21 protein-coding genes are annotated in these 20,226 nt (G+C 55.3%); 20 read left to right on the top strand and 1 reads right to left on the bottom strand.

The annotated features are described in order from the left end of the window. Positions 1-73 precede the first annotated feature (73 nt). Positions 74-1,015, bottom strand: coding sequence for a hypothetical protein (locus tag JNK54_07385; GenBank protein ID MBL8024085.1), 942 nt, complete (start codon positions 1,013-1,015; stop codon positions 74-76). A gap of 250 nt (positions 1,016-1,265) precedes the next feature. Here JNK54_07385 and JNK54_07390 point away from each other — a divergent pair, with 250 nt between their 5' ends. The 20 genes from JNK54_07390 (at position 1,266) to JNK54_07485 (ending at position 20,089) form a co-directional block, all read left to right on the top strand. Continuing rightward, positions 1,266-2,591, top strand: a complete 1,326-nt coding sequence (locus tag JNK54_07390; GenBank protein ID MBL8024086.1) for a glutamate-5-semialdehyde dehydrogenase — start codon at positions 1,266-1,268, stop codon at positions 2,589-2,591. Between the two features lie 21 nt (positions 2,592-2,612). Continuing rightward, positions 2,613-3,200, top strand: coding sequence for a nicotinate (nicotinamide) nucleotide adenylyltransferase (gene nadD, locus JNK54_07395; GenBank protein ID MBL8024087.1), 588 nt, complete (start codon positions 2,613-2,615; stop codon positions 3,198-3,200). Further along, positions 3,197-3,772, top strand: coding sequence for a bis(5'-nucleosyl)-tetraphosphatase (symmetrical) YqeK (yqeK, locus tag JNK54_07400; protein ID MBL8024088.1), 576 nt, complete (start codon positions 3,197-3,199; stop codon positions 3,770-3,772). Before nadD ends, yqeK begins: the two co-directional genes overlap by 4 nt. Then, the gene (locus JNK54_07405; protein ID MBL8024089.1) at positions 3,769-5,058 is read left to right on the top strand and encodes an LCP family protein; all 1,290 of its coding nucleotides are present in this window, start codon (positions 3,769-3,771) and stop codon (positions 5,056-5,058) included. The genes yqeK and JNK54_07405 overlap by 4 nt, the downstream gene beginning before the upstream one ends. Before the next feature lie 2 nt (positions 5,059-5,060). Beyond that, positions 5,061-6,158: a type IV pilus twitching motility protein PilT gene (locus tag JNK54_07410; protein ID MBL8024090.1), complete on the top strand. Its 1,098-nt coding sequence runs from the start codon at positions 5,061-5,063 to the stop codon at positions 6,156-6,158. Between the two features lies 1 nt (position 6,159). After that, on the top strand, positions 6,160-7,293 hold the full coding sequence (locus tag JNK54_07415) for a type IV pilus twitching motility protein PilT (GenBank protein ID MBL8024091.1): 1,134 nt from the start codon (positions 6,160-6,162) through the stop codon (positions 7,291-7,293). Then, the gene (locus JNK54_07420) at positions 7,290-8,264 is read left to right on the top strand and encodes a cyclic nucleotide-binding domain-containing protein (protein ID MBL8024092.1); all 975 of its coding nucleotides are present in this window, start codon (positions 7,290-7,292) and stop codon (positions 8,262-8,264) included. Before JNK54_07415 ends, JNK54_07420 begins: the two co-directional genes overlap by 4 nt. Continuing rightward, positions 8,265-8,669: a ribosome silencing factor gene (gene rsfS, locus JNK54_07425; GenBank protein ID MBL8024093.1), complete on the top strand. Its 405-nt coding sequence runs from the start codon at positions 8,265-8,267 to the stop codon at positions 8,667-8,669. Continuing rightward, positions 8,666-10,351: an arginine--tRNA ligase gene (locus JNK54_07430; protein MBL8024094.1), complete on the top strand. Its 1,686-nt coding sequence runs from the start codon at positions 8,666-8,668 to the stop codon at positions 10,349-10,351. The genes rsfS and JNK54_07430 overlap by 4 nt, the downstream gene beginning before the upstream one ends. A 100-nt stretch (positions 10,352-10,451) precedes the next feature. Beyond that, positions 10,452-10,964, top strand: coding sequence for a PilZ domain-containing protein (locus JNK54_07435; protein MBL8024095.1), 513 nt, complete (start codon positions 10,452-10,454; stop codon positions 10,962-10,964). Positions 10,965-11,096: 132 nt separating this feature from the next. Then, positions 11,097-12,152, top strand: coding sequence for a biotin synthase BioB (gene bioB, locus JNK54_07440; GenBank protein ID MBL8024096.1), 1,056 nt, complete (start codon positions 11,097-11,099; stop codon positions 12,150-12,152). A 22-nt stretch (positions 12,153-12,174) separates the two neighbouring features. Beyond that, positions 12,175-12,894: an SDR family NAD(P)-dependent oxidoreductase gene (locus JNK54_07445; GenBank protein MBL8024097.1), complete on the top strand. Its 720-nt coding sequence runs from the start codon at positions 12,175-12,177 to the stop codon at positions 12,892-12,894. Next, positions 12,894-13,991: a beta-ketoacyl-[acyl-carrier-protein] synthase family protein gene (locus tag JNK54_07450; GenBank protein MBL8024098.1), complete on the top strand. Its 1,098-nt coding sequence runs from the start codon at positions 12,894-12,896 to the stop codon at positions 13,989-13,991. Before JNK54_07445 ends, JNK54_07450 begins: the two co-directional genes overlap by 1 nt. After that, the gene (gene bioF / locus JNK54_07455; GenBank protein MBL8024099.1) at positions 13,988-15,157 is read left to right on the top strand and encodes an 8-amino-7-oxononanoate synthase; all 1,170 of its coding nucleotides are present in this window, start codon (positions 13,988-13,990) and stop codon (positions 15,155-15,157) included. The genes JNK54_07450 and bioF overlap by 4 nt, the downstream gene beginning before the upstream one ends. Further along, on the top strand, positions 15,154-15,837 hold the full coding sequence (gene bioD, locus JNK54_07460; GenBank protein MBL8024100.1) for a dethiobiotin synthase: 684 nt from the start codon (positions 15,154-15,156) through the stop codon (positions 15,835-15,837). Before bioF ends, bioD begins: the two co-directional genes overlap by 4 nt. Continuing rightward, the gene (gene bioA / locus JNK54_07465) at positions 15,834-17,246 is read left to right on the top strand and encodes an adenosylmethionine--8-amino-7-oxononanoate transaminase (protein ID MBL8024101.1); all 1,413 of its coding nucleotides are present in this window, start codon (positions 15,834-15,836) and stop codon (positions 17,244-17,246) included. Before bioD ends, bioA begins: the two co-directional genes overlap by 4 nt. A 125-nt stretch (positions 17,247-17,371) precedes the next feature. Continuing rightward, positions 17,372-17,860 carry a DUF1573 domain-containing protein gene (locus tag JNK54_07470; protein MBL8024102.1) on the top strand — a complete coding sequence of 163 codons (489 nt, stop codon included), beginning with the start codon at positions 17,372-17,374 and terminating at the stop codon, positions 17,858-17,860. A gap of 7 nt (positions 17,861-17,867) precedes the next feature. Then, positions 17,868-18,467, top strand: coding sequence for a peptidylprolyl isomerase (locus JNK54_07475; protein MBL8024103.1), 600 nt, complete (start codon positions 17,868-17,870; stop codon positions 18,465-18,467). A 28-nt stretch (positions 18,468-18,495) separates the two neighbouring features. Beyond that, positions 18,496-18,783, top strand: a complete 288-nt coding sequence (locus JNK54_07480; protein ID MBL8024104.1) for a hypothetical protein — start codon at positions 18,496-18,498, stop codon at positions 18,781-18,783. 61 nt (positions 18,784-18,844) lie between these two features. Beyond that, entirely contained in the window at positions 18,845-20,089 is a 1,245-nt protein-coding gene (locus tag JNK54_07485; GenBank protein ID MBL8024105.1) for a hypothetical protein, read from the top strand. Positions 20,090-20,226: the final 137 nt, after the last annotated feature.

Raw genomic sequence — 20,226 nt, forward strand, 5'->3', positions numbered from 1 at the left:
TCAGCCCTTGGCTCCGCCTGAATCCCTGAACAAACACAGGCCCCCCTTCCGGCTTCAATTGATTCCGACTCATTTAAAACGCGAACGCGAGCGTGGCGTGTTGCGTACCCGACACTCCGGCTTCCGAAAATTCATCTCCCGCGGGTTGAAACGCGTAATCCAATTTGAGATTCCCGAGTTTCAATCCGAACCCACCCACCATTTTCCCCCATCCCGTTCGCCCGTCAGATTTTGTTCCCAAAGCGTAATGCCCCCGAACGGTAAAAAAACTTCTGAGGGTGTACTCCACTCCAAACGTGGCGCTGGACATGTCTTGTTTCGGGAAATGGGCCGCCCCACCCAAAACCGTGAGATCATCCAGGGCCTGGTACGCCAAGGACACGCCACAGGAGGTTGGCAGTTCCGATTTTTGCGAGAGGAGTTTCGGCCCTTCCCCAAAATTTAAAATGGAGGCGGAATACGTTAAGGGGAGCGCTTTCCATCGGGCGCGGACCCCGACGTCCATGGCCAGGCCTGTTCCGCTGTAAGAGGCGATTCGGGATTGAATGCTTTTGATTGCGGCCCCGACTTCGATGGTCTTGTCGCTTCTGTGGAAAGGCCGGGCCACGTGCAGACCCATCATTTGTTCTTCGTGTCGAAATGTTCCGGCCCGTTGTCCATCGACCCCTCGTCGTTCCATGTTGACCGACCTCAGGGTGGTGTACGACACCGCCACGGTGGTCCTCAATGAACGAATCTGTTGGGCGAAGGCCATCCCATTTAAGCTGATTTCAAGGGGCATTTGTCGATAGGTGGCGTTCCATTCTCTTGCCGTTCCCGCCAATCCGGCTGGGTTAACCTCCAAAGCGTCAAGGCCGGATAAATGGGCTCCACCTTCCCCCAGGGCGGCCGCCGTCGCTGAGCGATCCAAAAGAGGGAGGGCGATAGGGCTTTCCCCCGCGGCCAGAGGCGCCCCCACGCAGAACCAAAGCAGAAACGACCGAACGGCCATTCGCATTTTTGCACGCCTCGTCATTAATGCAAGAATGGCCGAAGTTATCCTGTTGTCGATCCCACGTTGGCGCCACCCGTTGCTGATAGACCATGCTCGTTCACTTAGGTTATCGTCATTCCTAGGAAAACTGTAATGGGTTGAACTCGGCCATTGCCTGAGGAGCACCGAGGAGGGGGTCATGGATCGGGCGCTCTCCGGTGTGCCCAGGAACCGGTAAACCCTTTGTTTCTGATAAAATAACCTCGTGTATTTTTGAAAGAAGGGGGCGTGTATGGGAAATTCAAAGGGAAAAAAGATCACAAACAAAACACCGAAAGGAAGGGTTGGTCAGCCCCCCTCCGATTACACGCCGGATCTGGTTCGCCTGTGCCTCCAAGCCAAAGAAGCGAGCCGATTTTTGGCCGCCTCTTCTTCTGAACAACGGAATCAAGCTCTTCGAGCTATGGGTGAGGCCTTGGAAAAAAACAAGGTCGACATCCTTTTTCGAAATGAAATTGATGTGGAAGCGGGGCGGCGGGCGGGGTTAACTCCAGCGTTGTTGGACCGCCTTGCATTAACCGAACGTCGCGTAATGGACATGGCGCAGGGGTTGCGGGACGTGGCCGATTTGCCGGATCCTTTGGCGGAAGTGACGGACCGTTGGGACCGGCCTAATGGCCTGAAAATAGAGAAAATTCGGGTTCCTTTAGGGGTGATCGCCATGATTTATGAGGCCCGTCCCAATGTGACGGTGGATGCCGCGGGATTGTGCCTTAAGTCTGGAAACGCCGTGGTCCTCCGTGGGGGGAAAGAGGCGGTGGATTCCAACGCCATTTTGGTGAACGTTTTGAAAGACGCCCTCGGAAAGGTGGGGTTACCTCAGGCTGCCATTCAATTGGTGGGAACAACGGATCGCTCCGTTATTCGTGATTTGGTCCGAATGGATCGATTTGTGGACTTGGTGATCCCCCGCGGGGGCGAGGAAATGGTCACGGCGATACGGGACATGGCCACGGTTCCGGTTCTTTCCCATGGGAAAGGACTTTGTTCGGTTTATGTGGATCGGGAAGCGGATCTGGGTATGGCGGAGCGGGTGGCCTTAAACTCGAAAATCCAACGACCAGGCGTGTGCAACGCCATGGAGACGTTGTTGGTTCACCGGGAGATCGCTCCCACTTTTATCCCTGTCATGGTACGCCGTTTGGCGGAAAACCACGTGACGGTCCGTGGGGACATCGAAACACAAAAATGGGGTGGGGGCGTCGTCATCCCCGCGCGGCCAGAGGATTTTGATACGGAATTCTTAGGTTTGGAACTGGCCATGAAAGTGGTGAATTCTGTCGAGGAAGCAATCGCTCACGTGAACGCCCATGGGAGTCACCACTCCGATGCCATTGTGACATCCCAGGATCTCTCCGCGCGAAAGTTCCTCCTCGGCGTGGATTCCGCGGCGGTGTTTTTGAATGCGTCCACCCGCCTTCACGATGGAGGCGCCTTGGGGTTGGGGTCTGAAATGGGCATTTCAACACAAAAGTTGCATGCCCGTGGAACCATGGGGGTAAGGGAACTCACCACAACCAAGTACGTCATTCGCGGAACCGGACAAGTTCGGGACTAGGACCGAACCTTCTTAATCCCCTTGTCCTCGTCCCGCTCTTACGGTATTTTGGGAGGATCTTTTGATCCTCCCCAGAAAGGCCATGTGGCCCTGGCGCTCGCCGCTCTGCGGGAGCGGTCTTTGGCGCGTGTGTATCTTGTTCCCGCGGCCCAGTCCCCTTTTAAAAAGCGTGGGGCAATTGCTTCTGTTCGGGAACGAGCCGCCCTCGTTCGGGCGGCGATCCGGGGACGACCTGGTCTTTCTTTAGGGGCCTGGGAAATCGGGCGCGCGGGTCCCTCGTATACGTATCAAACCCTCCGTTTTCTTCGAAAGAAGTTCCCCAAACGACGCTGGGAATTGATTTTAGGGGAAGACGTTTGGCGCACTTTTTCCCGGTGGCGTCGTGGGGACGAAATTGGGAAGCATTGTACGGTGGTGGTGGGCCGACGCGCCCACGCGGGAAGGCCCCCTGTTTCCACAGGCGCGGTCTTTCTTCGAACCCGAATCCCCGCTGTTTCTTCAACGGAAATTCGATGTGCCTTACGGGACGGGCGTTCCGTTCGTCGGTGGGTGGGGGATCCCGTTGCTGAGAAAATCGAGAAAATGAAACTTTACAGGAACCTGGAATGACACCCCACTATTCCAACGTCGTGTCCCGTCTGCTGTCTACCTCCCGCGCCCACCATTCGCGCGAAGTGGCCCGTTGGTCCGTCACGCTGGCGTGTCTCCATGGAGCGGATCCCGATCAAGCGGAACGGGCGGGGTTTTTCCACGACGTGGCCAAGGAGTGGAGCCCGAAACGTTTGTTGGCGTATGTTCGTCGGCATCGGATGCGTGTTCCCGGTCTTAAAGAGATCCTCACTCATCAACGTTTAGGGCTCCTTCACGGCCCTGTATCTGCCCACTGGGCGGCGCGGGAAGGTTACGTACGGGATGCCGTTACCTGCAGGGCTATGGCGCGTCACACCCTAGGCCATGGGCGGATGGGCTTGTTGGATAAGATTCTTTATGTGGCGGATTTTTCGTCAAAGGATCGCCGTTACGTTGCGGCGGGGCGCGTTCGTCGTTTGGCGTATAGAGACTTGGAGGCGGCTCTCCGGTTGGCCGTGGCGTTTAAATTGCAATTCCTCTTACAACGGGGAGGGTTCGTTCATCCCCTCACGGTGTCCATGTGGAACGGTTTATTGAAGGGGACGTTATGACAAAGGGATCAGGAGGAAGCCGTTTCTTTCGGGGGGTGGCGTCCTTGGGGGCGCTGGTCGTTCTGGTTTTGGCTGTTTTCGCGTCGCTGTCTCCGGTGGCCCGCGCTCTGCGACGCGGAGATCCCCTCACCGGGGCGGTCCTTGGAACGGATTTGGCAGAGCACGCCCCCCATTCGGATACGCTTTTGGTGTGGATTTACCGTCCGTCGAGGAACCAGGTGGATATCGTTTCCATTCCCCGGGACACAAAAATAAACTTGCCGGGATACCGTTTTCGGCGTATAAACGAAGTGTTCGCCTACCACTTCGCCCAGAAAAGGGGGGCCCATGTGGCGGCGGAGAAAGTGTGCGAAGCCGTTGGCCATCTCTTTCATAAAGCCGGGGCCGTGCTGACCCCCACCTACTACGTTCAGGTGGATTTTGAAGGGTTTCGCCGTCTGGTGGATCGTTTGGGTGGGGTCACTCTTTCCGTTGACGAACCGATGGATTACGATGATAAAGCGGGGAATTTTCACGTTCATCTGGCCACGGGACTGCAACACCTGCAAGGCGAGGACTCTCTCGGGTTTGTTCGTTATCGAGGCCGAAGCGGGGACCGTGGGCGAATTCTTCGGCAGATGGAATTTGTTCGTGCTCTTTCTAAACGGTTGGTGTCGCCTGAGATCGTTTGGCGGGGGCCCCGCGCCATTTGGGAGGTCTCTAAAGCGGTACACACTAACCTTTCTTTTTGGGACCTTCTTTTTCTGGCGGCGGAGGCTCGGCGCCTGACGTCGAGCGGGGTCAATACGGTTTTGCTTCCGGGCCGACCGAACGGAGCGGCTTGGGAGATGGATGTGGAACGGACCACTTTTGTCTTGGAGCGTCTGAGCGTGGGGGGAGGTGAAGAAGGCCTTTCTGTTTTGGACTCTTTTTCTTCTGAAGAGCCAACGGGGGGCGCGGGGGCGCCGCAAGAGGATCTTCCCCGTTCCCATTCCGGAAAATCAGAAGCGGGGCCCCGGGTGACGGTCAAGGTGTGGAACGCTTCAGGACGGTCGGGGTTGGCTTTTTCCGTTGTGCGCCGACTTCGGGTGGCGGGATTTGACGTGGTGGATTGGGGCAATTATAATGGGCGCCAGAATAAAAGTCGCGTCATTGATCGCTCCGGCCGGTTTGATCGAGCACGCCGGGTGGCCGATGTCTTGGGTGTTGGATCCCTCTACTCGGACGTGAATCCTGGTTTGCGGACCGATGTGGACGTGGTGTTGGGCGACGATTTCGATTCAACCGATTCGCGCGGAGGAAAATAAATATGGAAATGATTGAAATTTTACGTGCCGCGGTGAAACAAGGGGCTTCCGACGTCCACCTCTTGGTGGGGCGTGCTCCCATGACCCGTGTGAATGGTGAGATGGTGGAATTGGTTGGGTTTGACGTTGTCACCGCTGAAGAATCCAAACGCATGATTTATTCCATTCTTTACGATGAACAAAAACAAGTGTTTGAGGACAAATTGGAGCTGGACTGTTCCTTTGCGATTCCTGGCCTGGCTCGTTTTCGGGTGAACGTTCTCCTTCAAATGAACGGGATTGATTGCGTCATTCGGGTGATTTCCTCGAAAATACCCACGCCCGATGAGATTAAACTTTCTCCGGCGGCGTTGGAATTCGCTAACCTTCCTCGCGGTTTAGTGTTGGTGACCGGCGCGACCGGCGCGGGAAAATCCACAACTTTGGCTTGTCTGATCGAATTGATCAACCAAGCCCGGCGCCAACATATCTTGACGATTGAAGACCCGATCGAATTCGTTTATGAACCGAAGCGGTGTGTCATCCGTCAACGGGAGGTGGGGGCCTCCACCCACAGTTTTCAAGACGCCCTGAAACACGCTCTTCGGCAAGATCCCGATGTCATCTTGATCGGCGAAATGCGGGATATTGAAACCATCTCCTTGGCTTTGACCGCCGCAGAGACCGGGCACCTCTGTTTTGCCACGTTACACACCACCGATGCCGCTCAAACGGTGGATCGGGTGATTGATGTTTTTCCACCCCATCAGCAACAACAGGTTCGGGTTCAACTGTCCACGGTCTTGAAAGGCGTTCTTTGCCAAACCCTCCTTCCCACAGCCGATGGCACAGGTCGCGCGGCCGCCCGTGAAATCATGGTGGTGACACCGGCCATCTCCAACCTTATTCGTGAGGGAAAAACACACATGATTTACAGCGCGATCGATACGGGATCTAAATTTGGCATGGTCCCACTGGATCGGTCCATGGCGGAACTGGTGAACGCGGGGACGGTGTCTTTTGATGACGCGCTCGCCAAATCCTCGGACCCCGAAAAATTGAAGGATCTCACGGGCCGTTCGCCCGGCGGGCGGGGCGGGCCGCGGAACCCGGTCTACTGACATGGCCCCACTCCTCACCATTCATGAGCTCCTGAAAGAAGTCCACAGTCGCGGAGCCAGTGATTTGCATCTCAAGGTCGGGCGTGCCCCCATGCTTCGACTCAATGGTGAGCTGATCCCTGTTGAGGGTCAAAACCCCTTGGAAATTGACGACGTGATGAGTTTCGTTTTTGCCTTGATTAATTCGAATCAACGCGCTGTGTTGGAGCGGGAGCGGGAATTGGATTTTTCTTTTTTCCTTCGCGGGGTGTCTCGTTTTCGGGGTAATGCTTTCTATCAGAAGGGGGCCGTGGGGGCGGTTTTTCGATTGATTCCCGCTCAAGTTCCCTCTTTGGATGATTTAGGGTTACCCCCTGTTTTAAAGGAAATGCTTCAGCGCCGCCAGGGGTTTTTCCTTGTGACCGGACCGACAGGTTCAGGAAAAACCACCACCCAGGCCGCGTTGATCAATCACATCAACAACACCCAACGGGTCCATGTGATGACACTGGAAGACCCGATCGAATATGTTTTTGAAGACAAGTTGGCTGTGATCAATCAGCGGGAAGTGGGTACCGACACGCACGACTTCGCCCAAGGATTGAGACGTGCCCTTCGTCAGGATCCCGATGTCATTTTGATTGGTGAGTTGCGTGACCCGGAAACAATGACCACGGCCATGAACGCCGCGGAAACCGGTCACTTGGTTTTAGGGACTCTTCATACCAACGACGCCAAACAAACCATCGACCGTATTATTGACACTTTTCCTCCCGAGCAACAAAATCAAATCCGGTTGCAATTGGCGAAATGTCTTCTGGGTGTTGTGGCTCAACGGCTGATTCGCAAGGCCGGCGGGGGGGGGCGTATTGCCCTACTGGAAATCATGATCAACACCTCGACCATTCAAAAGTTGATTGAAGACAATAAAGTGGGTTCCATAGGGAAAGCGATTGAAGACTCTGCCGAATACTATAAAATGCAATCGTTTAATCAGGCCTTGTTGGCGATGATTGCTCGGAACGCGGTGACGGTGGAAGAAGCCCTCTCCTATTCCCCTAACCCCAACGATCTCAAGATTCGTCTTCAGACCGAAGGGATTGTGGGGATCCCCGGGTCTCCGGTCTCTCGACCGTTTGGGGGAGGTCACGGGTGATCACTGTCGAGAGATTGGCGGTCATTCCTTTTTTTACGGGTGTTCCCCCTGAAACCCGACTTCGCTTGGCCGCGAAACTTACCGAAGCCTCGTTCCCGGCGGGGCACACCCTATTTTCAGAAGGAGAGGAGGGAGACGCTCTGTATTTTTTAATGGAAGGCCGTGTGGCCATTCAAAAGAGCGTGGACAAAAATAAAGGGACGTCTAAAACCCTGTCGGTGCTTGTGTCCGGTGATTTCTTTGGAGAAATGTCTCTTTTGGAAAAAGCCCCTCGGTCCGCGTCCGCGATCACCCAGGAGCCTTCCACCGTCCTTTCTCTCCCAGCGGAAGAACTGCGGGCTTGGTTGGCGGAGGATGCGAAAATCCCGGTTCGTTTTTTTCTTCCCTTTGTTCAATCGTTGACGGGGAGGTTGCGCCAAACCACGCGAGAGATGATCTTGCTCTTTGACGTGGGGGGCCTGTTGGCCCAAAACCTGGACGCGACCACTCTGGCGGGCCGCTTAACCGAAATCCTCGCGCGGGGATTCGACGAGCCCGTGAGCGCCGCTTTCTATTTGTGGAACGAATTTTCCGGGGAGTATGAGCGTGTGGTGGGGACGGGGGTGTGGGAAAAGTCCGCGGTGGATTCGCGAACGGATGCGGACCCTCTTTTCCATTGGATGGCGGAAAAAGGGGAATGTGTTTTGTCTGGGGAATGGCGTTCTGACAATCGGTTCGATCGGCCCACTCGGTCGGTCTGGCCTTCTTTTTGTTCTGTGCTTGCGGCTCCAGTTATGGGGGAAAGACGTCCTGTTGGGAATCTCATTTTCGGGCATGAAAGAGAACCGGGCTATTTCACCACCACCCAGCGACGGGTGTTGGCCGGAGTGGTGAATTTGGTGGCTCCTGCCTTCGAAAACGCTTCTCTGCGTTTAGAGAAAAACGCTCAGGAACGGTTGGCCCGCGCGCGTCAAAGTTCCATTGATTTTTAAATGATGAAACGACGGATTTCCTTCTTTCGTGCGGCTCAGGTGGCCGCGCGGGCCGCTGACGATAAAAAAGCCGAGCAGGTGAGTCTTTACGATGTGGGCCGTTCCTCTTCCATCGTGGATTATTTTATTGTAGCCACAGTGGAGTCCTCGGCCCACGCCTCGGCTGTGGAGGAGGAAATTGATCGTTGTGTTACCCCTGTTTTGGGAACGGGGCGTGTTCGTCGCGACGGCGGCGGGCGTGTGTCCTGGCGTGTTTTGGACTATGGAGGTTTGATCGTGCATCTGATGAGTGAAGCGTTGCGTGAGTATTATGATTTGGAGCGGCTTTGGGAATCGGCGCGGCCGGTGGCCTGGGAAGAAAACGAATCAAAGTTGGAATCCTCCCCCCGGAAGAAAAAACGATGAAAGAGACCGTACGCCGGGTTCTTGCAGAGGCCGCCAAGCGATGGGCGGCAGGACAAAATCCTCCCCTCCCAATGGGGGAAGCGCTGGTGGAGGTCCCCCCGGCCAATATCCCGGGGGATTTTGCTTCCAATTGGCCACTCGTTTTGGCTCCCAGTGTCCGAAAATCACCACGTCAAGTGGCTCAGGAAATTGTCTCCCACGTGGCGACCGGTTCCGTCCTGGAAAAAGTGGAAGTGGCGGGGCCCGGATTTTTGAATTTCACGATGAGTGTGGGATGGTTGACTGAGGAACTTCGCCACCTTTTGTTGAAAAGGTCCGATTATGGCCGCCAAGGAATCCGAGCGGGTGAGCGGGTCCTGATTGAATTCGTTTCCGCCAATCCCAACGGTCCTCTTCATGTGGGGCACGGCCGTGGGGCGGCGCTAGGGGATTCCCTGGCGCGTATCTATCGGCACTTGGGGTATGATGTCACCACTGAATATTATGTGAATAATGTGGGCAATCAGATGGAGAATTTGGGGGCGTCCATCATGTGGCGGGCCGATGTATTAGACCTTTCTTATCTGACCGAACAGGAGAAGGTCGACTATTCCAAAAAAAATCCCGATGATCTTTATAAAGGGGATTATCTCGTGGATGTGGCGCGCGATGTCATGCGGCGTTTTCCTAAGGGATCGGAGCGTCCTCAGGGGATCGTTTTTTTTCGTGACGAAGGGTTAGCTCTTATCTTAGATGGAATTCGGTCCGATTTGGCCGCGTTCGGTGTGGCTCACGACACGTGGTATCCTGAATCCCGCCTCTTTGAAGAAGGCCGCGTGGACGCGGCCCTTGCGGAACTTCGTAATCGGGGTGATCTGAAAGAGGAAGACGGGGCGTTGTGGTTCCTCTCATCCAAATACGGAGATGATAAAGACCGCGTTCTGAAACGACAGGATGAGCGTCTCACTTACTTCGCCTCGGATATTGCCTATCATCATGAAAAGTTTGGGCGGGGGTTCACCCGCTTAATTGATATCTGGGGAACGGATCACCACGGTTATGTGTCCCGTGTGAAGGCGGCCACCCAGGCTTTGGGGCATGATCCCGCCCGGCTTACGATCTTGCTGTATCAGTTGGTGAGTCTCGTTCGGGGAGGGAAACCCGTGGCCATGTCCACCCGGACAGGAGAGTTTGTGAAGTTGACCGAGGTGGTCAACGAGGTGGGCAAGGACGCGGCTCGGTTTTTCTTTGCCCTCAGGGGTCCCAACAGTCAGTTGGAGTTTGACTTGGATTTGGCAAAACGGCAAGCCTCCGACAACCCCGTGTTTTATGTGAAATATGTTCACGCCCGTTGTTGTTCGCTCTTTCGCGAGGCGGAGAAACGTGGGGTTCGTTCGGTGGAAACAGAGGCCACGGTGTTTACTACACCCGCCGTTCTTCACCCGACGGAACGGGCCCTTCTTATTCGGTTGGCCACTTTCCCGGACGTGCTGGATCAGTGCGCGCGGGATTTAACTCCTCATCATGTGACCGATTACCTTCTGAAGCTGGCGGGGGACTTTCATCGTTTTTATGAAAATTGCCCTGTTCTGAATGCATCGGATGATCAGGGTCCTTTCCGGTTGGCTCTTGTGGATGGGGTTCGAATGACGATTCGCAATGGGTTATCCCTCCTCGGGGTCGACGCGCCGGAAGAAATGTAATTTATTTTCCCTTGCATTTCTTTTGAATTGGGGTTAGGTTTAGGCATGGACGGGCCCCGTGTCCTCGTGGGGCCGAACGTCTTGGGGAGGAGAGACGACGGTGAAGGAAAAAGCGTTGCCAGGACCAGAGCCGCACGAATTCCATTGGACCATGGAAGGCATTCGACGGGAGGCGGAGATCCCCGCCCCACCCCGATCACCGCACCTTCATGTGGCGGCGGAGGATGACGCGGTTGGGGATTCGGAAAATCGACGCTATCCGCGCATTGATTTAACCCTTCCCATCCTGTATAAAATTCTTCCGGACGCTCCACTTGTGGCGTCCCAGGCCGCGCTGCCAACGGTTCCAACCAAGGTGGATAACATTAGCCCGACAGGGGCTTGTCTCGTATTGGCGGAAAAACTTCCCAAAGGGACTAACCTGGCTCTTTCCTTTCACGTGGAAAAGAAAGGACCTATTTCGGCTGTGGGACGGGTCGTCTGGGCAAAGCCCACGGAGACGGCCCATCATTTTTTGACTGGATTGGAGTTTGTCGTTGTCTACCGAAAAACCCACACGAAAACAGAATACCTGAACACAAGCGTTTTGAAAGACCTCCTCGACCCCTCCTGATCTCCGTAGTCGTTCTCCCGCTGGTTTCGATCTAAAACCCAGAAGAATGTCAACCATGGGGGGTTCGTATTCGGTTGACATTCGCTTGGGGCTTTGGTTCAATATTCCTCACTTTTCGACGGAGGATAATCCATGCCCTTGCTTGAATCCTGTAACGCACACGACCTGAGTTTGAAAAGTCTGGCCGGCGAGCCTTTGTCTCGGGAAGAGGCGCGCGCCGTTTTAGAATGGCCGGATGAGGAGCTTTTGGATTTAATCTCCGCGGCCCATCGGGTTCGTCGGGCCCATTTTGGGCGGAAAGTTAAAATGAACTTTTTAGTGAACCTCCAGTCTGGGCTTTGCGCTGAGGATTGTTCCTATTGCAGTCAGTCGAAGATCTCAAAAGCTCCCATCGAAAAATACACCTTTCTCTCTTCCGATGAGGTGCTTGCTCTGGCCGATCGGGCGGTGTCGGCGGGGGCCGCGCGGCTTTGTTTAGTGGCATCCATGCGGGGACCGTCTGAGCGAGATTTGGTTTCATTAAACGAATCCGTTCGGCGGGTGAAAGAACGTCATCCCCGTCTTGAGATTTGTACCTCCATGGGGTTACTGAAAGAAGGGCAGGCCGATCAGCTCAAAAAATCCGGGGTCGACGCTTACAATCATAACCTGAACACCAGCGAATCCCATTACGAAAAAATCTGTCACACCCACACCTATCAGGATCGGGTGGACACCGTTGAAAAGGCCAAAGCCGCTGCCCTTTCCCCCTGTTCCGGCGCCATCTTTGGGATGGGGGAGTCGCTCGCGGACGTGATCGATGTGGCTTTTCGTTTGAGGGAGACGGGGGTGGACTCTATCCCGATCAATTTTTTAATCCCGATGCCTGGGACATCGCTTCAGGGGACAAACGAACTGACCCCGAACCGGTGTCTCAAGATCCTGTGTTTATTCCGTTTGGTCAATCCCTCCATGGAACTTCGCATTGCAGGGGGACGGGAACTTCACCTGAGGTCTCTTCAGACCCTAGGTCTTTATGTGGCTAATTCTATCTTTGTGGGTGATTACCTGACCACGAAGGGCCAATCGGCAGATGCGGATCGGCGGATGATTCAGGATATGGGGTTTGAGGTGGTGGGGGACGATGTGAAGTCCCCCATGGCCCAGGACCCACAGGTGGAACTGGTTACCCGCGCCACGCGTCAATAGTTTTTTCTTCCTCATTAAATCAATGAACATACTTATTACGGGGGCCAGTCGCGGTCTGGGGCGTCGTTTGGCCCTGGCCTTCGGTCGTGCGGGGCATGCTGTTGCCGTTAACTACCGGTCACGCCAGGCGGAGGCGGAAACTGTGGTGAGTGAGATCCAGGGGCAGGGGGGGAAGGCCGAGGCGTTCCAGGCGGACGTCTCCGACCTCCCACAGGCCCAGGCCCTGGTGGATGCCGTTGTCCGGAAATGGGGTCGGCTGGATGGACTGATCAATAACGCCGGAGTGACACGGGATCGCACCATCGCCAAAATGTCTTTGGAGGAGTGGCGGGATGTTATCGACACCAATTTGTCCGCACCGTTTTATTGTCTTCAATCGGCCGCTCGGCACATGACACGAGATAAAGGCGGGTTCATTCTTAATATCGGATCCATTGTCGGGGTAAAGGGTGGTGTGGGATGCGCCAACTATGCCGCCGCTAAAGCCGGGTTGATGGGGCTCACCAAAGCAGCCGCCCGGGAATTGGGTCGATTTAATATCCGAGTGAACGGGATCCTTCCAGGATTCCACCTGACGGAAATGGGGCAACAGATCCCGGTCGCCCACAGAGAAAAAGTGGTTTCGGAACATGCTCTTGGGCGAACCACAGCGGTGGAGGATCTGGAACGATTCGTCTTGTCCCTTTCGGAAACGCTTACGGTGTCCGGACAAATATTTAATATTGATTCACGCGTTCTCTGATGGGAGGCGGGCGACAGGCCGTCATTACGGGGTTGGGGTTGCTGACTCCGCTCGGGGCGGATCGGGAATCCAGTTGGCACGCATTGACCGAAGGTCGATCGGCCGTCTCTCCTGAAGGCGGGCGGGTCCCTTTAGAAGAAGATGGGGAAACACGGGCGATTCAGTTGGCCTTAAAGGCCGCCCGGGAAGCGTGGGGTCAGTCGGATCTTTCGCACGTTGATCCGGACCGGTTGGGGTGTGTGGTCAGTTCCAGCAAGCCGTTACCTCCCCTGGGCAACAGCGGTGTTTGGCGGTCGCCGGAAGAGGTTCCGACCGCGGTGGCTCGTTGTTTTGGCGCCCAAGGAATCGTGATGAATCTCACCGCGGCGTGCGCGACAGGGACTCAATCCCTTTTGGCGGCGGCGGGATGGATTGAAGAAGGGCGGGCGGACTTCGTTTTGGCTGGAGCTTCGGAAAGTGCTCTTCATCCTCTTTATCAAGCGGGGTTTCACCGGATGGGGGTCATCTCCAAAGCGGGACGAGTGCGCCCCTTCGACCGAGATCGGGATGGGTTTCTGATGGGGGAAGGCGCGGCTGTTTTTATCGTGGAGTCCATGGAAGGCGCGGTCGCCCGGGGAGCCCCGATTCTGGCGCGGGTGATGGGGGGGGATTTTTCTTCCGACGCCCATCACGCCACGCGGTTCAATTCGAATGGTGATCGGATGGCCGCGAGCTTTCGGCGGGCTTTGGGACGGGCAGGAGTTTCTGCGGAGTCGATCCATTACGTGAATACCCACGGGACGGGAACGATTTTAAACGATTCTTTGGAATCGAAAGCGCTTATTTCTCTCTATGGAAACGGTTCCCCCCCCCTTTCTTCCACCAAGGGCGCCACAGGGCATCTTTTGGGGGCCACGGGGGCGGTGGAAATTGGGTTTACGCTTCTGGCTCTTCGGGACCAACGGGTTCCGCCGACACTCCATTTGACTAACCCCGAAACCGATCGGTTGGATTTCGTGGCGAATGAGACCCGTTCTGTTCTCGTTCGCCGGGCGGTTTCCTTGTCCTATGGATTTGGGGGCACGTTGTCGGCTGTGGTGCTGGGGCATCCCGATTGAACCCCACTTCCCTCGAACTGAATCTCACCTCCGCCCTGGCCCGTTTGGAGGAAGAGAATCGTCTCCGCCGTCCACGTACCGTTCAAGAAGTCCCGGCCGCGCGCACGCGCGTGGATGGGAGAGAGATCGTAAATTTTTCCTCCAACAACTATCTGGGTTTGGCGGAAGACGACCGTGTTCGTCGTGCCGCGGCTGAGGCCGCGGCCCAATGGGGGGCGGGATCGACGGGGTCCCGGTTGATGGGGGGGACATTGGCTCTTCATAAAGAAATGGAAACTTCCTTGGCGCAATTTAAAGGAAGCGAAGCTTCTTTGTTGTTCCCTTCGGGATATCACGCCAATTTGGGTATGATTCCGGCTTTGGCTGGTCCTGAGGACATCCTTTTTTTGGATCGGTTGGCCCACGCGTCTTTGGTGGATGGCGCGCGCCTTGCAAAGGCTCGGGTGCGGGTCTTTCGTCACAACGATCCAGAAGATTTGGCCCGTGCTTTGGGCCGGGTTTCGGGGTCTGGAAATCGATGGGTTTTGACGGAAAGTGTTTTTTCTATGGATGGGGACCGGGCCCCACTGAAGGAATTGGTTTCGGTGTGTCAGAAATACAGGGCCCATCTTTATGTGGACGAAGCCCATGGCACCGGGGTGTGGGGTCCCGAGGGCCGCGGCTGGGTGAACGAACAGGGGGTGGTCTCCCAGGTGGATGTGTGTATGGGGACACTTTCCAAAGCTTTCGGAGCCCAGGGTGGATTTATCTGCGGCTCGAAACCCTTAATTCAATGGGCTATAAACCGAGCCCGCTCCTTTATTTACTCTACGGCATTGGCTCCGGCAGCGGTGGGGGCCGCCCAATCGGCTCTTGGGATCGTTCAGAACGAGCCGGAACGAAGGGAGCGGCTTTTCAATCTTTCCGCGCGGCTCTGGTCTGGGTTGGGATTGGTGGGACAGGGGCCGATTATCCCTTTGATCGTGGGAGAGGACGCACGGGCTTTGTCTCTTTCTAACGCGCTATGGGAGGAAGGACTATTTGCCCCCGCCGTCAGGTTTCCAACGGTGCCAAAAGGGGAAAGTCGGGTCCGTTTTTCGATGACAGCCGCCCACTCCCTAACGGATATTGACCGTGTCCTGCGGGTGGTGTCTTCCTGGCGGGAAAAAGGCGAAAAGATCCCGTGACCCCTTCTCTGTTTTTAACGGCAACCGATACGGGTGTGGGAAAAACGTTTGTCGGTTGTGTTTTAGCCGAAATGATTCGGAAATCCGGTAAAAGTGTCGGGGTCTTGAAACCTTTCTCCGCTGGAGATCTTGACGATGCACTAAATCTTCACAAGGCGGCCGGAAAGGAGGGGGAACTTAACGAAACGACCCTGTTGTATTGCCGACTTCCACTCACCCCAGCCGCGCAAATCGGATTGGGGACAACAGGCCGACGCTTAGTGGAAAAAACATTTCAAGAAACGGTGGTCTCTGTTCGGGCTTTCCAGCGAAAGAACGACGCTGTTTTGGTGGAAGGATTGGGCGGGGTTTTGGCCCCCTTGGGTGGCCCCTATTCGGTGGTCGACCTAATCCTTCGTCTTAACCTGCCCGTGTGGATCGTGTCCCGGGCCGGATTAGGCACCCTGAACCATACGCTTCTCACCGTTGAGGCGCTTAAAAATCGAGGAATTTCTATCCGTCGAATCCTTTTAAACGGGTACAAAGGTAAAGATTTGTCTGAAGAGAGCAATGGCCGGCTCCTTAAAAAAATAACGGGAATCCCCGTGACGGAAGTCCCTCACACGTCCACACGCGTTCGGGAAAACAAAGCGAAACGGGTCCTCTGGGAAGCCTTCCAAACGGATTTTCTTATCCCATGAAAAAGAAGAGTGTTGAGGAGCTGGATAAGAAATATCTTTGGCACCCGTTCACACAGCAGTCGGAGTGGGAAAAAGGTGATCCCATCGTTATTCGATCCGCCAAAGGATCGATCCTGACGGACGCTCGGGGGCGTCGTTATGTGGACGGGGTTTCATCACTCTGGGTGACGGCCCATGGGCACCGGCACCCCGCCCTGGATCGGGCTGTCCGGCGTCAACTTTCACGCATGGCCCATACCACGTTTCTCGGGTTAACCCATGAGCCTGCGGCGCGACTCGGGCAGGCGTTGGTGGATATATCTCCGCCGGGTCTTCAGCGGGTTTTTTATTCGGATAACGGCGCCACCTCTGTCGAGGTGGCTCTTAAAATGGCGTTTCAATTTTGGGTCCATCGGGGGGAAGACCGACCGGAATATCTCGCCCTTTCTGGATCCTACCACGGGGACACCTTGGGCGCCGTATCTGTCGGTGGTATGGCCGCATTTCACAAAACCTTTCGCCCGCTTCTTTTTAAATCCCATTTCGCCCCGGCACCCCATTGTTATCGATGCCCCTTTCGGAAAAAAGAACCTCAAGCGGAACTGAGGACAGGTGATGAGCCCACCGATGTGAAGGCCCCTCGGCCTGGGGATTTGAGAACCGCAACAGGGTGTCGATGGGAGTGTCTTCGCGGGGCAGAAAAAATTTTGAAAACCCGGGGGCCACGTTTGGCGGCGGCCATCGTGGAACCGATTGTTCAAGGGGCCTCGGGTATGCGCGTGATGCCCCAGGGGTATTTAAAGGGTTTTGAACAACTCTGTCGGCGACATAACGTTTTGCTCATTGCGGACGAAGTGGCTACAGGGTTCGGTCGAACCGGTCGGATGTTTGCCGTAGAGCATGAGGGCGTTCGCCCTGATTTCCTTTGCGTGGCTAAAGCTCTCACAGGAGGGTATCTCCCCTTGGCGGCCACGCTAACAACACAAAAAATATATAGGACTTTCCTGGGTCGCTTTGAAGATTTTAAGACCTTTTTCCATGGCCACAGTTACACAGCCAATCCACTTGCTTGCGCCGTGGCTTTGGAAAATCTATCCCTCTACCGGAAAGAGAAAACTCTTCCCCATTTGAATGAAAAGAGGCAATGGTTGACGGAATTTCTTCGGGAAGTTGCGCTGTTTCCCCACGTCGGGCACGTTCGTCAGGCCGGGTTCATGGGGGGAATGGAGTTGGTGAAGAACAAAACAACAGGGCAACCCTACCCCAGCGGTTTAAGGATGGGAAACCAGGTGTGCAGATCCCTTTTAAAGAAAGGGGTTTGGCTTCGTCCTCTTGGCGATGTGATCGTCATCCTCCCACCCCTCTCGATTTCCAAGCGCGAATGGAACCGCCTGGCTATAGGCCTGATGGAAGTTTTGAAAGACGTGTGACACTTTATCTTTTTGCAGTGGGGCCTTCCCGCGTGACTTTCTTATGAATGGAAAGTCAAGACTTGACCCCGACGTCCCCGACGTCGACGTTCAGAATAATTCTTGATTTGGTAAACTTGTCGTGTATGAAACACGCTGTCTTTCTCATTCTTCTTTTGCCTGTGGGCCTTTGGGCGGGGCCTCGGGTGGAGTTTTCGGAGACCCAGTTTGATTTTGGGGTTTTGCCCCAGGGGTCTACGGTGACCCATACGTTTTCTTTGAAAAATACGGGGGATACGCCCCTCAAGATCGAGTCCATTAAGACCACCTGTGGGTGTACGGCGGCGTCACCGACCCAATCGCTAATTGCCCCGGGGGAGTTGGCTCAGATCCAGGTCAGTTTTGATTCCCAGGGACGATTGGGGAATATGTTGAAGCAGGTTCGGGTTCAAACCAATGATCCCACCCAATCCATGAGTTTTCTCACGATGGCGGGAACGGTGTCTTTGCCCGAGACCACGGGTCAACCGGAACCCTCCCGACCCTACGATGTGTATTGCCCCACCTGTCCCGTGACGCGCGGGCAATTATCCGACGCTTTGTTCGAGTCGTCCCAGACCAACACCACGAGGTGAACCACCTATGAATCGAATAAAAATCATCGCCGCTCTGGCGATATTCTTAAGCACAGGAGCACTTATGGCCGCTGACGGTTGGAAAAAACAAGCAGGAACCTACGCTGTGATCGAAACAGAATTGGGCACCATCGTTTGTAAATTGTTTCCGGAGAAGGCGCCGGAGACCGTGGCGAACTTTGTTGGACTCGCCGAAGGGACGAAAGAATTCAAAGATATTAAGACGGGAGAAATGGTTAAACGTCCTTTCTATGACGGCATTGTCTTTCATCGTGTGATCCCGGATTTCATGATCCAAACAGGGGATCCCAAGGGGCAGGGGACGGGCGGGCCGGGCTACCAATTCGAAGACGAGTTCGATAAATCCCTGCGGTTTGACCGCAAGGGCATTTTGGCCATGGCGAACTCGGGGCCGGGAACAAACGGGTCCCAATTCTTCATTACCGTGGCACCCACGACCTGGTTGAACGACCGTCATTCCATCTTCGGCGAAGTGGTCGAAGGCCAATCGGTGGCGGACGCGATCTCCAAAGCGCCCCGGGATCCCAACGATCGTCCTACAAAGACCCTGTCCATGAAGAAAGTGACCATTGAACGGGTAAAATAACAGTCCGAATCGTCGTTCTTCTCTTCCAATGAAAACCGCGCGGGCGCTGTGGCTGGCTGTTGGATGGCTGGGACTCCTTGGGGTCCAGGCCTTTCACCACCACAGCGCCCATGACGCGGGAATTTATCACCCCCACGAAGATTGTTCTTTTTGCGCCCGGGCTTCCGGTCCGGCAGGGGCCGACAATGTTCCAGAGACTTCGTTTACCCAACCGACGTTGTCTGTTCGGCAGGTATTTTTTTACTCTTCTCCTTCGCTTTTATCACGCCCGTATCTTTTCCCTTTCGGTCGCGCTCCTCCGAATCCTTCCGTTTAAATCATGTGTGTCACCCCTTCCTGAAAAGGGAGGGTTATCTCATTATTGACGGAGGATTGGGATGATCGTTTTCAAGCGGTTCGCTTGCGTTATAGGTTTGCTGGGGGGCAGTTCGTTGGTCTTGGCTGAAGGGGCTTCCTGGATGCGTTCGAACACCGCCAACGCGCTTAATCCAAAAATCAGTGTCATTGCCGACTTTGTCGGAAAAACTGGGACCGGTGGGGATCCCAGCCAAACGGGGGATGGGTTTCACTTGAGGGAAGTGGAAATTGGTCTTCAAGCGGAAATCGATCCCTACGCGCGCGCTGATTTCTTTATTGGGGGGATGAACGATGGGGGGGCAGCACCGGAACTGGAAGAAGGATTTGTTACCCTCCACTCCCTGCCTTTCGGGTTCCAGGCCCGCGGGGGGAAGTTTCGGGCGACCTTCGGTCGGCTGAACATGGTGCACCCGCATGAATTGCCCCAAGTGGATTCCCCTTTGGCGTTGGACGCTTTCCTGGGGGAAGGGCGTCTGACCAGTTCCGGGGTTGAATTGAGCCGGTTGTTTTCTCCGTTCGGGTTTTTCACCGAAGCGACCTACGCGCTCCTTCAAGATCTGGGGGGGGAACATGGGCATGGGGATTCACACGGGGACGGGCCGACCACTACCCTGACAGACGATCAGGAGAATGTTGTCACGGTTCCGGTTTTCGTGGAAGAACACACTCCGGCTCAGCGGCTCCGAAACTTTGCCCAGGTGGTGAAGGTGCGGGGTTACGCCGATCTTTCCGAATCCGCCAATCTGGAATGGGGGTTCTCCGGGGCTCTGCATGAACCCCAAGATGTGGTGGATGGAAATGGCGCGGTGGTTCACGATTTTAATCGAAAACGGTTGGGGGCCGTGGACCTCACTTTCCGTTGGAAACCCCTGGCCCAGGGGTCTTACCGGTCCGTTCTCTGGCGAACGGAAGGACTTTACACGGATCAGACCCTGGCTCCCCTTTACCATCCTGTGGATGGGAACGAAGAATCCCCCGCCGCCCGGATCAATCGTCGGGGAGGTTACTCTTACGTGGAAGTTCAAACGGGGAAACGCTGGCGGATGGGGGTCCGGGGGGACTACCTGGAAGACCCGGAAATCCGTTCGAATGAAACCCCTCACATCACCCGGGCGGTGGCTCCCTACGTGTCTTTTTCCCTGTCCGAGTTTAATCGGTTTCGGGTTCAATGGACGCGGAAAGATCTTCCCGGAAACGAAACGGAAAATTTGGGGTACCTTCAGTGGACGGTGGTTCTGGGGCCCCATGGGGCCCACTCGTTCTAAACCCCACCCTCACCTGGGGCTGCGGCCCACCTCTCCCGCTCGCGGGAGAGGGAACATCAAGGGTATAAACCGGGTACAGTGGTAACAGAATAGACCGGGCACATAGGTAACAGGTACATTAAAGGGCAAGGAGGAAC

It is taken from the genome of Elusimicrobiota bacterium, from assembly GCA_016788905.1.
In the GTDB taxonomy this organism is placed as follows: domain Bacteria; phylum Elusimicrobiota; class Elusimicrobia; order FEN-1173; family FEN-1173; genus JADKHR01.

Coding starts and splice junctions, on each gene's coding strand:
- JNK54_07385 (MBL8024085.1), bottom strand. CDS start 1,015: ATGACGAGGCGTGCAAAAATGCGAATGGCCGTTCGGTCGTTTCTGCTT.
- JNK54_07390 (MBL8024086.1), top strand. CDS start 1,266: ATGGGAAATTCAAAGGGAAAAAAGATCACAAACAAAACACCGAAAGGA.
- yqeK (MBL8024088.1), top strand. CDS start 3,197: ATGACACCCCACTATTCCAACGTCGTGTCCCGTCTGCTGTCTACCTCC.
- JNK54_07405 (MBL8024089.1), top strand. CDS start 3,769: ATGACAAAGGGATCAGGAGGAAGCCGTTTCTTTCGGGGGGTGGCGTCC.
- JNK54_07410 (MBL8024090.1), top strand. CDS start 5,061: ATGGAAATGATTGAAATTTTACGTGCCGCGGTGAAACAAGGGGCTTCC.
- JNK54_07415 (MBL8024091.1), top strand. CDS start 6,160: ATGGCCCCACTCCTCACCATTCATGAGCTCCTGAAAGAAGTCCACAGT.
- rsfS (MBL8024093.1), top strand. CDS start 8,265: ATGATGAAACGACGGATTTCCTTCTTTCGTGCGGCTCAGGTGGCCGCG.
- JNK54_07430 (MBL8024094.1), top strand. CDS start 8,666: ATGAAAGAGACCGTACGCCGGGTTCTTGCAGAGGCCGCCAAGCGATGG.
- bioB (MBL8024096.1), top strand. CDS start 11,097: ATGCCCTTGCTTGAATCCTGTAACGCACACGACCTGAGTTTGAAAAGT.
- JNK54_07445 (MBL8024097.1), top strand. CDS start 12,175: ATGAACATACTTATTACGGGGGCCAGTCGCGGTCTGGGGCGTCGTTTG.
- JNK54_07450 (MBL8024098.1), top strand. CDS start 12,894: ATGGGAGGCGGGCGACAGGCCGTCATTACGGGGTTGGGGTTGCTGACT.
- bioA (MBL8024101.1), top strand. CDS start 15,834: ATGAAAAAGAAGAGTGTTGAGGAGCTGGATAAGAAATATCTTTGGCAC.
- JNK54_07470 (MBL8024102.1), top strand. CDS start 17,372: ATGAAACACGCTGTCTTTCTCATTCTTCTTTTGCCTGTGGGCCTTTGG.
- JNK54_07475 (MBL8024103.1), top strand. CDS start 17,868: ATGAATCGAATAAAAATCATCGCCGCTCTGGCGATATTCTTAAGCACA.
- JNK54_07480 (MBL8024104.1), top strand. CDS start 18,496: ATGAAAACCGCGCGGGCGCTGTGGCTGGCTGTTGGATGGCTGGGACTC.
- JNK54_07485 (MBL8024105.1), top strand. CDS start 18,845: ATGATCGTTTTCAAGCGGTTCGCTTGCGTTATAGGTTTGCTGGGGGGC.